Annotated in this window: 13 protein-coding genes and 1 pseudogene; 7 read left to right on the plus strand and 7 right to left on the minus strand. The window is 45.8% G+C overall.

The annotated features are described in order from the left end of the window. Positions 1 to 3 precede the first annotated feature (3 nt). The 4 genes and pseudogenes from BN1130_RS04435 to BN1130_RS21510 all read left to right on the plus strand — a co-directional run bounded on the left by BN1130_RS04435 (position 4) and on the right by BN1130_RS21510 (position 3570). On the plus strand, positions 4 to 849 hold the full coding sequence (locus BN1130_RS04435) for a universal stress protein (protein WP_042040573.1): 846 nt from the start codon (positions 4 to 6) through the stop codon (positions 847 to 849). A 500-nt stretch (positions 850 to 1349) separates the two neighbouring features. Beyond that, positions 1350 to 1433, plus strand: a pseudogene (locus BN1130_RS23160) (hypothetical protein); the annotation flags it as partial. A 41-nt stretch (positions 1434 to 1474) separates the two neighbouring features. Beyond that, positions 1475 to 2500, plus strand: coding sequence for a hypothetical protein (locus tag BN1130_RS22115; protein ID WP_157013899.1), 1026 nt, complete (start codon positions 1475 to 1477; stop codon positions 2498 to 2500). 89 nt (positions 2501 to 2589) lie between these two features. Beyond that, complete coding sequence (locus BN1130_RS21510; RefSeq protein ID WP_198135227.1) at positions 2590 to 3570, plus strand: lysozyme inhibitor LprI family protein; 981 nt, start codon at positions 2590 to 2592, stop codon at positions 3568 to 3570. Positions 3571 to 3682: 112 nt separating this feature from the next. On the opposite strand, the gene BN1130_RS04445 is transcribed toward BN1130_RS21510, so the two are convergent. Continuing rightward, on the minus strand, positions 3683 to 4252 hold the full coding sequence (locus tag BN1130_RS04445; protein ID WP_042040983.1) for a recombinase family protein: 570 nt from the start codon (positions 4250 to 4252) through the stop codon (positions 3683 to 3685). Positions 4253 to 4560: 308 nt separating this feature from the next. Between BN1130_RS04445 and BN1130_RS04450 the strand changes: the two genes are divergently transcribed. Next, positions 4561 to 5217 (plus strand): DUF6988 family protein, encoded by a 657-nt coding sequence (locus tag BN1130_RS04450; protein WP_052448195.1) that lies wholly within the window; start codon positions 4561 to 4563, stop codon positions 5215 to 5217. Between the two features lie 502 nt (positions 5218 to 5719). Next, positions 5720 to 7264, plus strand: a complete 1545-nt coding sequence (locus BN1130_RS04455) for a hypothetical protein (RefSeq protein WP_042040574.1) — start codon at positions 5720 to 5722, stop codon at positions 7262 to 7264. Positions 7265 to 7905: 641 nt separating this feature from the next. Here the strand turns inward: BN1130_RS04455 and BN1130_RS04460 are convergent. Further along, complete coding sequence (locus tag BN1130_RS04460) at positions 7906 to 9660, minus strand: recombinase family protein (protein WP_042040985.1); 1755 nt, start codon at positions 9658 to 9660, stop codon at positions 7906 to 7908. Between the two features lie 43 nt (positions 9661 to 9703). Between BN1130_RS04460 and rimO the strand changes: the two genes are divergently transcribed. Further along, a complete protein-coding gene (rimO, locus tag BN1130_RS04465; RefSeq protein WP_042040576.1) occupies positions 9704 to 11014 on the plus strand; it encodes a 30S ribosomal protein S12 methylthiotransferase RimO in 1311 nt (436 codons plus the stop codon). 189 nt (positions 11015 to 11203) lie between these two features. Here rimO and BN1130_RS21515 read toward each other — a convergent pair whose 3' ends face one another. From BN1130_RS21515 to BN1130_RS04490, 5 genes are all read right to left on the minus strand, one after another. After that, positions 11204 to 11491 (minus strand): putative quinol monooxygenase, encoded by a 288-nt coding sequence (locus BN1130_RS21515; RefSeq protein ID WP_084218132.1) that lies wholly within the window; start codon positions 11489 to 11491, stop codon positions 11204 to 11206. A 111-nt stretch (positions 11492 to 11602) separates the two neighbouring features. Beyond that, entirely contained in the window at positions 11603 to 12100 is a 498-nt protein-coding gene (locus BN1130_RS21520) for a DUF2867 domain-containing protein (RefSeq protein ID WP_084218133.1), read from the minus strand. A 48-nt stretch (positions 12101 to 12148) separates the two neighbouring features. Then, a complete protein-coding gene (locus BN1130_RS04480; protein ID WP_042040580.1) occupies positions 12149 to 12553 on the minus strand; it encodes a DUF1801 domain-containing protein in 405 nt (134 codons plus the stop codon). A gap of 125 nt (positions 12554 to 12678) precedes the next feature. Beyond that, complete coding sequence (locus BN1130_RS04485) at positions 12679 to 12897, minus strand: DUF6500 family protein (RefSeq protein WP_042040581.1); 219 nt, start codon at positions 12895 to 12897, stop codon at positions 12679 to 12681. Between the two features lie 100 nt (positions 12898 to 12997). Beyond that, on the minus strand, positions 12998 to 13537 hold the full coding sequence (locus BN1130_RS04490) for an AAA family ATPase (protein ID WP_042040582.1): 540 nt from the start codon (positions 13535 to 13537) through the stop codon (positions 12998 to 13000). Positions 13538 to 13629: the final 92 nt, after the last annotated feature.

The following is a 13629-nucleotide window of genomic DNA, read 5'->3' on the forward strand; positions in this document are numbered from 1 at the left end:
ACCATGACCCATATCCTCGCCTGCCTCGATGGGGTAGCCAGCCAAGGGGCCATCTGCGATGCCTCCGCCTGGGCCGCTGCCATCACCGGTGATGCTGTCACCCTGCTGCATGTGCTGGAGCGCCACCAGAACGTGCTGCCCGACTTGAGCGGCACCATTGGTCTGGGGAGCCGGGAGACCTTGCAGGTCGAGCTGGCCGAACTCGACCAGCAGCGCAGCCAGCTGGCTCGCCAGCAAGGCAAGTTGCAGCTGGACGCCGCCGTCCATCAGCTGGCGGAGCACGGCATCCAGGCCAATCGTCTGCAGCGCCATGGCGACTTGCTCGAGACCCTGAGCGAGTTTGCCGAGCAGACTCGCTTGCTGGTACTCGGCAAATGCGGCGCCCGGCACGAGGGGGAAGATGCCGTGGTCGGCAGCCAGCTCGAGAGCTTGCTGCGCACCCAGCGCACCCCGGCGCTGGTCGTGCAGCGCCACTTCACCGCCCCCACCAGCCTGCTGTTTGCCTTTGATGGCAGCGAGACGGCGCAGCGGGCGTTGCTGCAGCTGGCAGGCAGTACCTTGCTCAAGGGCTTGCCCTGTCATCTGGTGATGGTGGCCGACCCCAGCGCCGAGCACAGCGCTCAGCTCGAGGATGCCGCCGCCATGCTGCGCCAGGGGGGTTGGCAGGTGATCCCCAGTCTGCGCCAGGGGGAACTCCTCCCCACCCTGACTCAATATCTGGCACAGCAGCAGATAGCCCTGCTGGTGATGGGGGCCTACGGCCACTCCCGCATGCGCCAGTTCGTGCTCGGCAGCCACACCAGCGCCATGCTGCGCGCCCTGCCCTGCACGCTGTTGCTGCTGCGCTGACCATCAGAGCCGCCCCGCGCGGCTCTCTCATCTTGCCCTGATAGACTCCCCCCTCGGCCCTGCCCTTGATATGCCGTTGCGCTGAGACGCCATCTGCCCCCATCTGAGCGTTCTGCTCACCCCTGGCATCCGCCCCGTTACCGCTGTCCATCCTCCAAAAGCCAGTACTGGTGCGGCTCTCCCGGCTGGTAATGTCCGCCTCCTCGTGTATCTGGCACCCGCGGCCCAGGCATTTGACATAAATTGTTCCCGTCAACGCGTCCAGCTGTATAGTTTTTGGTTAGCCATTCCGGTAAAATCCGCGCCCTTATAAGAGAGCCACCTAAGAGCGATTGAGCGATGTCCAACACAAAACAGGCCCCCAAAGTAGGATTCGTCTCCTTGGGTTGCCCTAACAATCAATAAGTAAATTAAAATCCCGTACAGATGCCAAGCCTTAGAGATATCAACACAATAACCGGGTACTAAGCTCTGCTGGCGGCCTACGGCCTAAAAGTAAACAATCCATTGCTGACTATATAGGCGTTGCTACCCATACCATTTGGCCGGAAAGATATGTATCATCGACCGTTAGTAACGAATGAATCTCATCTTATTTTTTAACCGTAATGGAACTACAAATATCATGAAAAACAGAATGCAAGCGTTAGTATATAGTCTATGGGGATTAGTAACTCTAATCTTTGGGCTAGGTACTTATAAAGAAATATATGAGCCCGGAATGGGTTTCTGGTCAAGCACGCTTACTATTATATCTGCCACATTTATGACATTAGTCGCTTTGTTAGCTTTGTCCTGGGCACTACTTTCCATGGAGCGAATTAGGAATAGACTGTTACCACACCCAAAGTACAAGTTCGTAAACAACTACACAGTACCTTGTTTATTAATTCTCTCTGTCAGTATTTCTAATACACTGGGATCTTCTGCAAGTGCAATGCAGGGTAAAGAGTTAGGATTCCTATCTGAAGCAGAGTTTTCGGATGCTAAGAGAAATAACATCTTTGATACAAATGAATATTCAAAGTACTTGTTAGAAAAAGAAGCAAAAGATAAGGCGGATGAAGAAAGAAGGATTGTAGTGAAAGCTGAGGAAGATAGAGCCGCAGCAGTTGAAACAGCTGTACTATTATTTGATGCCGAAAAAAGAGAACAACTTAGACACTTAATTAGTACCGATTTTAAAGAACATCCAGAGTTAACACAGCAAATACTTAGTGAAATAGCTGCGTATGATAAGCTCTCTGTAGAGCGAACTAGTGCTGAAATGGCATATATAGACGAAGGCGTCAGTGATAAAGCATATATGAGAGCAATTGACGGTTCCAACTGCAGACAAGAGATGAAATCAAACCTAGCTCCATATAAAGCATTATTTGATACCCAATCTCAAAATTGGAGACCATTAGCTGAATACCCTGATTATATGGTGAAGCAAGAAATGTATCAGAGGGATCTAGCTAATGTTGAGTTTCTTAGAAACAAGACTGAAGTGGAGAATATCTTTATGCAATGTATTTTCCCCCTTATACAAAATATCCCTCACCTTTCTAGAGTTGATGCAAAACCTAAAATTAGGAACATAGAGTACTTCCCTGAACGTCTACAATGCGTGCAAAAAAATGGCGGTAATTATAATGTATGTTATTAATTAATCAGAATATAAGACACTAAATGTTTTCAATGGGCCGCTTTTGTCAAAAATACTTTAAAAGGTTATATATGCTTATCCGATATTATATGGTTGCTATAACTTCACTTATGCCATTAAGCTCAACTGCAATGGCAGCCTCATTTGATTGTGATAAGGCTCGCAGCTTTATCGAACAAACCATTTGCTCAACTTCTGAGCTATCTACATTAGATGAGCAATTAAGTGTTGTTTACAAAAAAGTGAATAGTTCCAAACCAGAAAATTTAGATTCTCTGAAGAAATCGCAACTGCTATGGTTGAAAAATGAACGTAATAAAGCAAAAAGTGCTCAAGAGATTAAAGATTCGTATGTTCAGAGGATTAATCTTCTTAATATGATGCTCGATGAAAAAAAACCACTAGCATTAGCTGTCGTATCAACAAAAAAGAAAGATAAACACCCAGACAAGCTCAGTAATGAATACTACTGTAACACAGCGATGCAAACGGATGGTACAGTAATGGAAACATCTGAAGATCGAAATTGGAACGGTGTAATGATGGTTAGTGACTATGGTGATAAATTTATTATACACTTCAACAACCATTATAATATGGGTGATTTTGATAGTGGCAAAATTAGCCTCTTAAAGGAGAGGCAATTTTTAAACATTAAAAAGGAAACTGACGGTAGTATCAGCTACTACTTGAAACAAGAAAGTAGTTATCCGTCTTACCAACTTACAAATCACATCAATAATAAAATTAAATTTAAATTTACGTTATATGGATGCAGCATAGCTGAGGGGCAAAAATCTAATAAAACGTACATTCAGTTTGATCCAAATAGAGATGCCAAACATATAGATACGGCGATCAATAAAGGCGGGGCATGTTATACTGAACATCATATACTTGATGAGTTGAAATTTAATTTCAATAACCAAGCTAAAATTAATAGTGAGCAAGCAGTTAAAGAAATCAAGAATTCCGAGCGTAATCGCTGGATATGTATCGAGAAAGAATTAAATAAGAAAAATATCACTCTAGATTTAGACTCTTTATTCCATGAAAACCAACTAGACTAACTGACAGTTTAAAATAGCTCCATAATAACGGAGCTATTTTTCAATGCTAATAGCGGCAGCTTTAACAAGCAATTATGCCTGTAATATTAACTCCTACTGCATCTTTTCTTCATTAAGCAATCAATTCAGCACTCATCATTTCCTTTTTGACACGAAATACTGTTGCCCTACCGCAATCGCACAGCTTCGCGATCTCATCCGGCGTGTTCTTCCCAGCCAAAAGCATTTCAGTGATCTTGCTATGAAGTTCCTTGTTCTTCTGCTTCCCCTTGTATCGGCCCGCATTTTTCGCAATGGCTATGCCTTCATTACGTCTTGATGCGATCATGCCTCTCTCAAACTCTGCAACAGCCCCCATCATGGTCAGAATCAAACGACTTTGCGGGGAGTTGTCAAAGCTCATACCGTTAGCCAGGAAGCGAACAACAATACCCCGCTCAACAAGGCCATCTATCATTTCGAGTAAGTCGCGGGTGTTACGTGCAAGACGGTCAATAGAATGGGCTACAAGGGTATCGCCTTCGCGGAGGTGTGAAAGCAGGTTCAGCAGTTCTGGCCTGTCACTGGTGGACTTCCCTGATTCCTTCTCAGAAATGATCTTATCGCAGACAGGTTCCAGTACCGCTAACTGGCGTTCAAGGCTTTGATCTTTTGTCGAGACTCTCGCATATCCAAAAATCATCCGTTTACCCCTGTCTGCCATCAAGTATCGTTTAAATTGGATCAATGATACTGTATCATATAGATTATTTCAATATCTAAACGATACTAAACGAGACTCAGCAGATCGGTATCACTAGGGAGTACTCAAAAGAGATTTTCCTCTAGTGTCTTTTTCAACCCGGATCGCACTCTATCGAATCAGTAATTGCCGTTTACTCAGGATGGTTGAGTTTGATGGGTTATCACGAAACGCTTTTCTGCTGTTGAGAGTTGGGATAGCCTTAAATCTGTGAATGCCCTGTTAAAAGTTGTTTTAGGTAGGCCCATATGCTCTTTAATCAGTTGCTTGCACGTTCTGCGGTATTGGAGGAGCGACTAGCTGACTTCTTTTCGTTACCGCTGGTAAATGATTCCTGTCGTCTACAGGCTACGAGGGCACTTGCTAGCCTTAGCTTTGAACATGCTCAAAGCTTGAAGTATCTAGTGGCAGCAGGCCTACATACATCTGCCGCAGCCCTACTTCGCGTGCAGTATGAGTCGCTGGTTCGTTCCCTTTGGGTGCTTTACGTTGCGACGGACAGCCAAGCTGAATTGATGCTTGCTGAGCTCACGCAGGATACTGCTAAGCAAGCCAACAAAATTCCGATGCTCAGCCAAATGCTAGAAGCAATCGAGGAGAAGGCACCACATGCACCAGTGGTTCATCTCAAGGAGTTCAAACATTACTCGTGGCGGCCTCTGAGCTCTTTTGTGCACGGTGGCATCCATGCAGTGAATCGTCATGGCAGAGGCTTCCCGCCGGAGCTGGTTCTGATGCAAATCCGACACTCGAATGGGCTGCTGGGGATTGCAGGTAATCTGCTTTTGATCCTGGCTGGCGTACCAGCAGAGGCCGGTAAAATGGCTGGCATATATGCTGAGTTTCAAGACTGCTTTCCCCCGGCCGATTCACCTTACCCACGAACCACTGAGCCATCTTACTAATTAACATCTGAGGCGAGTGAATACCCCTGCGGAATGTCCGTTGGCACGTATACACCCAATAAGCTGAGGCTCGTGGGTAATCACGAAAAGATAAAATATATCTTGACATTTTTCGATAATGCCACATTAAATATTATTCCGGTGGCTCAGATGATTTTTGACTCGTGCAGATAAAAACAGGCTTATTTCTGTTCTGAGTATGAGATTCCTTCAATTTCCTCAAAGAACGATGACGGTACTGGGTTCTGATAATTTTCGGGTTTGAAGGCCAGTCAGCTAGGCTAAAAAAGTAACACTTGATACTTTTATAAAATAAAAATTGACATATTGAATTTCACCTCAATTTCTGAAAAAACAGCACCATTCGTGCTATAATAGATACATCCAAAATTATGCAGCCCCAGACTCTAGACGCCCCTGGCCCTAGGGCTTTTTTGTATGCATTTTATTTGGAAAATCGCCAGTAAACAACGAGTTACTGGGATATATAAAAAGGAAGTATATGAAAATAAAAACAATAATCTACCCTACTTTGATCGATCACAACCTACTGTTTCCAAAACTTCATAAGCTTAAGTTTGCCGCTTATGGTTGTGGAGCTGGCAAAACTACCGCCCTGATCGAAGAGATAAACAGCTCAATATCCGATCAATTCTTCATCTTGGCTTTCGGCACTAACAAGATGCAGGAGTATGTGGCATCACAGATCAATGGTTCTCTGGTGTGGGTCAGTGACAAGAACTCGCAGAACTACTGTTGTGACATTCTACAAGCGGTTCTGGACTACCTACGAGCCCCCCAGGTCAGCCACAAAGCACTGATCATTAGCGATAAAATATTCTTTAAACTCGATCCTAACCTACTGAAAGAATTTACAATATACTTGGATGACGTTGTAACTTTCAGTTCTCATATCACTCTCAACGACGCCACACCAGCAGCAAAGCGACTAGTCCAAGATGATTTGTTGAAGCTGACCCCCTATGACATGTCCTCCAGTAAGAAAGCGAAGAAGCGACAATCCAGCGAGCAGTACTGCATAGGAACAAAGCGTGATTTTTCGGGGGACATAACCACAACAGTGAGCAAAACTCTCGACATTATTCAGGATAATGACCAGTTCTTCATGGATTCGAGCTGGTTTTATGACAGTTCAAAGTCCCAATTGAACATCACAGCTTGGCGAGATTTGCAGAAGTATATAGACGCAGGGCTAGACATGACCTTCATTGGAGCTAACTTCACTAACTCCATGATATATAAAGCACATAATCACTTATTCAGACCAATTACACTGCCCAACATACAGGAAAGATCTGTCCCTTTGGATGATCGCCTAGAAATCTTCTACTTTCTGGAGCACACGCGAGCATCAACGACCTGGAAGAATGATAGCAATGAGTGCTTGACCAAAATTTATGACTATTTAATCGACAATCTTGGTGCTGATTACTACTACACCCATAACAACTCTGACGACAGACGTAAGAACGCTCATGGGGAGGCATATGAGTTGCCAGGACACAAAATCAGTGTAGAAGCCCGTGGCTTGAACGATTTCAGGGCGTACGAGACTTGTGTTTGGTTAGCCACGCTCAAACCAAGCCCCAGCGAGGCTGCACATATTGAACATTTATTCGGCATTATCTATAGCGAGTTCATTAGCTCTAGGGAACATGAAGCTATGCACCAATTCGTACTGAGGGGGTGTAGTAGGGATTACAGTTCAACCCAAATCCAACGCGTCTATGTTCTCGACCGCGAGCAAGCAGAAGCACTAGGGACAAACATCAAGCACATTGACCTAAAGCTTCAATCAGATAACCCCATCAAGAAACCTGTCGGTGCACCTGTTAAGCAGTTCAAGCTGGATTCCGCCGCTTCTGAACGCTGTAGAAGAAAGCTCCAAAAGAACCCAACTTTGGAAGAGTTCAGGGAGTGGATGTTCAAAGGATCCAATGAGGGCTGTACTGACTGGGAACGGGAGATCTTCATGGAGAGGTACGAGAAGCACCAGTCTACAGCCGGACTGAGGAAGGCTGCCTAATGGATTCAAGGGAAAAGTGGGATTTAATACCTTATATTTTATAGGGGGTTATTCCCACCTTTTCAGTTCTGAACAATCAAAAGGCAATGAAGAACGCCGCTACCGCTTGCGGTTAGGAGTTCTTCCCATGTAGTCATGAGTAGCGAGTGCAGCGAGTTCGATTGACTACTGCCGATTTTCTGTAACAGTTCATTTTTTATACGAAAATTCTACAGATACCTACTTATACATGTGTACACCAGTAGTCACTCGTGGGCTCGTGACTACGTGGTAAAAGCCGCACTGCAAGCAGTTACGGCTTTTTATTCTCTTTTTATGTATTCATAAGCCATTGTTATTTAATGACAAATACTTAATAACTAGATCCAAAAATGCCTTTGGTGTTGTTAGTGCTACTGCATACGACAAATGGGCGATCAAGCCCATCAGAGGCTCAGGATCAACATAATAACGGCTTCAATTAGGAAGGCTCCACGGAGTGCATACTCTACGACCAAGAAGAACACCCGCACAGAAGGATCCAAAAGGGTTCTTTTATATGTTAGTTTACTTCACCAACTTCATCTATATTTTCATATGAATCAAGCTTGGATTTATATTTCCATTGGTTTTGGCATAAAAATGAATGATATTTACATGTCCTATCTGTTAGGCCAAAATGCAGAACCATTTATTTCAGGATACCCAACTGTAGAAAGTAATCCCATTACTGTTTTTAAGTATTTTTGATAGGTGTTTTGAATTTCTTTTTCTGTCTTAATGATAGTTTTCATTTTTTCATGACTAAGTAAATCATCATTAGTACTAACCAAATAACTTTCACCATCAACATAATGTTCTGTGTAGAACTTCCATTGAGGTTTCATCATATCCCCAGTAAACACATAAATAATATCTGAACCTATGCATTTCACTTTGATACTTAGACAACCATCAATCTTATCAAGAAATACAGTTTCAACTATGGAACTTATGTTATTTCTGATTTTATTTCTTGATTCATCAGTAATATCATTGAAGGTATCCCAACGGATCATCCCAATGAAGTCAATCATAGTATCTTCAAAGGATCCCTTACCTTCCATAAGAATCTTCTTATCACTCAAGTTTGATATCTGTTTGATCAAACCATCCCTTTCCTTTCCAAGCTCAATCAATCTGTCAGAAAGTTCTGATATGTTACCAACACCATTCTCAACTAAAGACACTAGATTCTTTACCTTATTGGAACATGTCTCTAAAAGGTTCTGTTTAGATGCTATTGCACTTTCAATGTCAGATACATTTTGTGATGTATCCCTAGAAGAATCTAAGTATTCCATAAGCAAACATATGATTATACATTGTTCAACTAGTGGTGCAGTTACCGACCATGCCGAACAACCTTTTTGTTTGTGTTTGCCGTTAACACATATATATCTTGGTTTTCCTTTGTTGAGATATCCATGCATAGTTCCCTTGCACCTAGCACAACGTAGGATACTCAAACCTGACATTAACTTTATGTTGTCTTTGTTTGGGTCCCTTTTAGACTTGTGTCCATTTTGAACTCTTAATTCCTGTAGTCTCAAGAATTCACTTTCACTTTTACACAGTGCTGGATAGTAGTTTTCTAGTATGTAAGTTCTTTTTTGGACGTTTAGCGTTCGCTCCCCGATCAATGCTCTGCTTTCTCGCATACGCTTGATTACTTGATAGTCCCATTCTTTTCCATTCAGTTCATTTGGATACTGATCATCAAGATAGCGTTTTACTTTGTATATCCCATGCCCTTCTAAGAACATATCCAATGCTTCACGGGCAATCTGCCAATACTTAGGATGGGGTTTGATTGCCTCATACTGGGAACCGCTATCATCGACCCAGAAGGGGTGTTTTCCTGCACTCTTGATGTTCACAGGTTCACCCTTCTTATGGCGTTCAATCAGGGTTTCCACATTTCCGATGGTGCGGGCCTGTTTGGTCTTGCTCTCTTCATTCGCTCGACTGAACAACAGGATACTAAGCATTAAGTCTGTGGGATTTTGGTTTACAGACTCAATTGTGTACACTCGTTTATCCATACCTGTGACGACGGTTAAGCCAAGCCGGAGCAACTTCAAAAACAGTTCTTGGGCGGTGGTGACTTCCTGTCTTGTGAGGCGGTCAAGGTTCTCAACATAGAGCCAGCTATCAGAAGGGATCGCCTTGGCTTCAACAGCCGCAATGAAGTCCCCTAGTTTGCCATCAGTGGTGTTTTTGCCTTTGAAGGCACTCACCCCAGCATCAATGACTTCGACAAGCTCTAAGCCTTGCTGGATGGCAAATTCTTTAGCTCCTGTAATCTGCCGTTGCAGGGTTGTTCCCAATTCTTGGCGATCTGATGACCACCGGATATAGCTGTACATTTGTGTCATGTTGTATACTCTGCGACCTTCAGCAATGTGATAGTACAAAAAAATGCCTAAGATTGGTTTTTTATCATTGGGTTGCCCCAAAAACCTGGTCGATTCCGAGCGCATCCTGACCCAGCTGCGTACCGAAGGGTACGATGTGGTGCCCAGCTATGACGATGCCGAGCTGGTAGTAGTCAACACCTGCGGTTTCATCGACAGCGCGGTACAGGAATCCCTCGAAGCGATCGGTGAGGCCCTGGCCGAGAACGGCAAGGTCATCGTCACCGGTTGCCTCGGCGCCAAGGTGGATCAGATCCGCGAGATCCACCCCAAGGTGCTCGAGATCACCGGCCCTCATGCCTATGAAGAGGTGCTCGGTCACGTCCACAAATACGTGGCCAAGCCGACCCACAACCCCTTCACCAGCCTGGTGCCGGCCCACGGCGTCAAGCTGACCCCCCGTCACTACGCCTATCTCAAGATCTCCGAAGGCTGCAACCACCGCTGCACCTTCTGCATCATCCCCTCCATGCGCGGGGATCTGGTGAGCCGTCCCATCGGCGACGTGCTGGCCGAGGCCAAGCGCCTGAAAGAGGCTGGCGTCAAGGAGCTGCTGGTGATCTCCCAGGACACCTCCGCCTACGGCGTGGACGTCAAGCACCGCACCGGTTTCTTTGATGGCATGCCGGTCAAGACCAGCATGGTGGCCCTGTGTGAAGAGCTGGCCAAGCTCGACATCTGGGTACGCCTGCACTACGTCTACCCCTACCCGCACGTGGACGACGTCATCCCGCTGATGCGCGATGGCAAGGTACTGCCCTACCTGGACATCCCGCTGCAGCACGCCAGCCCGCGCATCCTGAAGCTGATGAAGCGCCCGGGTACCGTCGAGCGCACCCTGGAGCGTATCCAGAAGTGGCGCGAGATCTGCCCCGAGATCACCCTGCGCTCCACCTTCATCGTCGGCTTCCCCGGCGAGACCGAAGAAGAGTTCCAGATGCTGCTGGACTTCATCGACAAGGCGGAGCTGGACCGGGTCGGCTGCTTCAAATACAGCCCGGTTGATGGCGCCAAGGCCAACGAGCTGCCGGATCCGGTGCCGGAAGATATCCAGGAAGAGCGCTTCGTGCGCTTCATGGAGCTGCAACAGCAGGTCTCCATCCGCAAGCTGGCCCGCAAGGTCGGCCAGGAGATGACGGTGCTCATCGACGAAGTGGACGAAGAGGGGGCCACCGGCCGCTCCTTCGCCGACGCCCCCGAGATCGACGGCCTGGTCTATCTCAATGGTGAAACCGGCCTCAAAGCGGGCGACATGGTCAAGGTCCGCATCGATGAAGCGGACGAATATGACCTCTGGGCCAGTCTGGTAGGCTGATCCCAGCCCCAAACACCTGTAAACCAGGCGTCAATCAAGAGCCAGTCAGTGAACACTGACTGGCTCTTTTGTCTCTCTGCATGGCCGCCTCGAACAGGGGAAGGATCATCACCCGACGTTGTGCCCCGTTAATTGTCCAGATGGACGACACAGTGATTGAGTCGGCAGCAGGCCCAAGAGTGCGCCTTCTTACTTGAATGGATCCATCAGAATGAAACTTTCCGCCTGTCGCTGATGTTGATTGATCATCGGCACCAACCGCTTGAAGTGCTCGGTATTGCAATGAGCATCCAGGGCCGCTCTATCTGGCCACTCCTCAATGAAGATAAAATGTCCGGGATCCTTCTGGTTAATACACAGCTCGTAAGAAATACAGCGCGGTTCTTGTCGCGTTTTTTCTACCAACTCTCGATAGAGTGGCATGACATCATCGATGTGGTCCGGGTGTATAAAATCTTGTGCAATCACTTTCAACATGGTGTCAAATACCTCAGGATTGACTCTATTATCAGTGCGCCACATAGGAACCGTACAGCAAAGAATGACTTTACGATAACAGCAGCTAATGTAATTTAAACAGCTGGATCACTAAGCCAACGACAGACTCTTCAATGAGTGAGGCACAATTATTTTATGCATGGGCGTGACAAAGAACATATAAACTTTACCTAAGGTATTGTTTATATGAACGACCGTAGTCACATGTACTGTTGCCTTGTCGCCATTTGGAGTGACAAGAAACGACACCTTTACATCCAGGTGTTTGTCACGGTCTTCCAGAATGACTTCATGTTGAGTGTTTTGCAAGATACTAAAAATCCCGACAACATCACCATATTTGTATTCGCTGCTGACTTTACCGGCGTCGACACTCGTCATGCCCCCAAGATCTTTCAAACCAAAGAATGATACCGTCGCATTCCTCAATGACATTAACCAATCAATCCAGGCTGGGGTGCCTTTTGCAACAGCATGGTAAATATCCAATGCCGATTGATTTTTATAATCTATTTCAGTCGTATGAGTGTCGCAAAAATATGCGCCTTCCATATAACCCTGAATTATTGACTGCTTTAGCACATCCATTGAGACCTCGATATTAAATGACATTGATATAATAGAGGCACAGTCAGATCAGGCCCCCAGAAGAGGAAGCCCCTTAAGGCTGTGATACTTGAGCGCCAATACAATACAATGCCTTAATGGTATCTGCTCAATATTGGTAGTCAGCGGCACTATAATGGCTCTCTTTCCCTCAAAGCAGAAGATGCCTGGATAAATTTCTCTGAAGGTTTCAATCAGCCGGGTTTGGCAGTGAAAAAATACTTTGATGACATGCGGATCCTTTGGCTGCCAGTCGATTCGAATGGTCGTCCCCCCTCTGACGAGGTAACTCGCTTCCCCCCACTTGAGGCACTCTTCAACCTCCCCTAACTGGTTTTCAATCGCAGAGTCCAGAATAAGCTGGCGAACGCGCTCAAGCTGCTGCCTTGCCTCTGTCGGGTAGCCATCAAACTTCTCCTGGATATCTGAATTCATAAGCATCCTGCCACATCAAATAGCTAGCTGTCATAGTGTGCTTATAGCGTATAGTGCCTTTTGAGCATACGCTTAGTTTAAATATTCTTCCTTGGGTCCCTGAGAGCAGGTCAGAGATATTGGCGCTATTCACTGGACAGAACCAGCTCTTTTATCTTCGTTGCCTTTTCAAAATGATCGAGCCTATGCGTCATTATCCACCAGGTGGCCGCCTCCATGAGTAATTCGGGATCGTCATTCCTGTTTGCGAAGAAGGCATAGAAGGACAGACCCACCCCAGGTCCCTTGCTGGCAATTTTCTTGTCACATACCTCAACGAATTTTCTTTTCAAGCTTTCTCGCATGCAGTCTCCGGCTATTACATTCTATATTCCTGCACCACGGTTTTTCGTTAACAGCCATGCAATGGTTCATCTGCATGATACTGTCTTGACTTAATCACCGTTAGGTTGCCGCCAGTGACCGTAAAATAAACTCCACACGCTCGGGTACCGAGGCCTTTGGTACTTCAATTAACGAGTAACCAAAAGTCTGGTATGCAGCGACCATTTCCAAGTAAGTATCAACAGCTTCAGCATAACTCTGCTTACGCTCTGAATCATTAGAATAGATAGATTCCCACGGCGGGAAGATAAACACATCAATGTGATATCTAGCAAGATGGCATGTGTTCAACAATACACTGGGTATCGGCAGCCCTTCGAGTTTTGAATAGGCATATGAGTCGATAATACCTCTATCAAAGAATACCAGGCCTTGGTTGCCTTGATGGTGGTTGAAACACTCCAACTCTTCTCGTACCATCTCATCGCGAAAGGCGACCTTATCCATCCAAGGTAACGCGCGGCCATCTATCGCAAGTTGTTGCAGAATGACCTTGCGGCCAACTTCATCCACGCACTGGTAACCGAGCGCCTTCAAGCAATCAATAGTCGTTGTTTTTCCTGACCCTGGCCCTCCGGTAAAAACGATTAAATGCTTCAATCATGCCTCCATGAACGCCAATCAGATATCTGTAACCATGAGAAAATAAAATATCATTCATCTACATACAAAACAGTGCATATATTTCAAGG

This window comes from Aeromonas rivuli (assembly GCF_000820045.1).
GTDB classification, from domain to species: domain Bacteria; phylum Pseudomonadota; class Gammaproteobacteria; order Enterobacterales; family Aeromonadaceae; genus Aeromonas; species Aeromonas rivuli.

Bases quoted from the DNA above. Each gene is read 5' to 3' on its own strand.
- BN1130_RS04435 (WP_042040573.1), top strand. From the start codon at position 4: ATGACCCATATCCTCGCCTGCCTCGATGGGGTAGCCAGCCAAGGGGCC.
- BN1130_RS04455 (WP_042040574.1), top strand. From the start codon at position 5,720: ATGAAAATAAAAACAATAATCTACCCTACTTTGATCGATCACAACCTA.
- BN1130_RS21520 (WP_084218133.1), bottom strand. From the start codon at position 12,100: ATGGATGTGCTAAAGCAGTCAATAATTCAGGGTTATATGGAAGGCGCA.
- rimO (WP_042040576.1), top strand. From the start codon at position 9,704: ATGCCTAAGATTGGTTTTTTATCATTGGGTTGCCCCAAAAACCTGGTC.
- BN1130_RS22115 (WP_157013899.1), top strand. From the start codon at position 1,475: ATGAAAAACAGAATGCAAGCGTTAGTATATAGTCTATGGGGATTAGTA.
- BN1130_RS04485 (WP_042040581.1), bottom strand. From the start codon at position 12,897: ATGCGAGAAAGCTTGAAAAGAAAATTCGTTGAGGTATGTGACAAGAAA.
- BN1130_RS21510 (WP_198135227.1), top strand. From the start codon at position 2,590: ATGGTTGCTATAACTTCACTTATGCCATTAAGCTCAACTGCAATGGCA.
- BN1130_RS21515 (WP_084218132.1), bottom strand. From the start codon at position 11,491: ATGTTGAAAGTGATTGCACAAGATTTTATACACCCGGACCACATCGAT.
- BN1130_RS04445 (WP_042040983.1), bottom strand. From the start codon at position 4,252: ATGATTTTTGGATATGCGAGAGTCTCGACAAAAGATCAAAGCCTTGAA.
- BN1130_RS04480 (WP_042040580.1), bottom strand. From the start codon at position 12,553: ATGAATTCAGATATCCAGGAGAAGTTTGATGGCTACCCGACAGAGGCA.
- BN1130_RS04460 (WP_042040985.1), bottom strand. From the start codon at position 9,660: ATGACACAAATGTACAGCTATATCCGGTGGTCATCAGATCGCCAAGAA.
- BN1130_RS04450 (WP_052448195.1), top strand. From the start codon at position 4,561: ATGCTCTTTAATCAGTTGCTTGCACGTTCTGCGGTATTGGAGGAGCGA.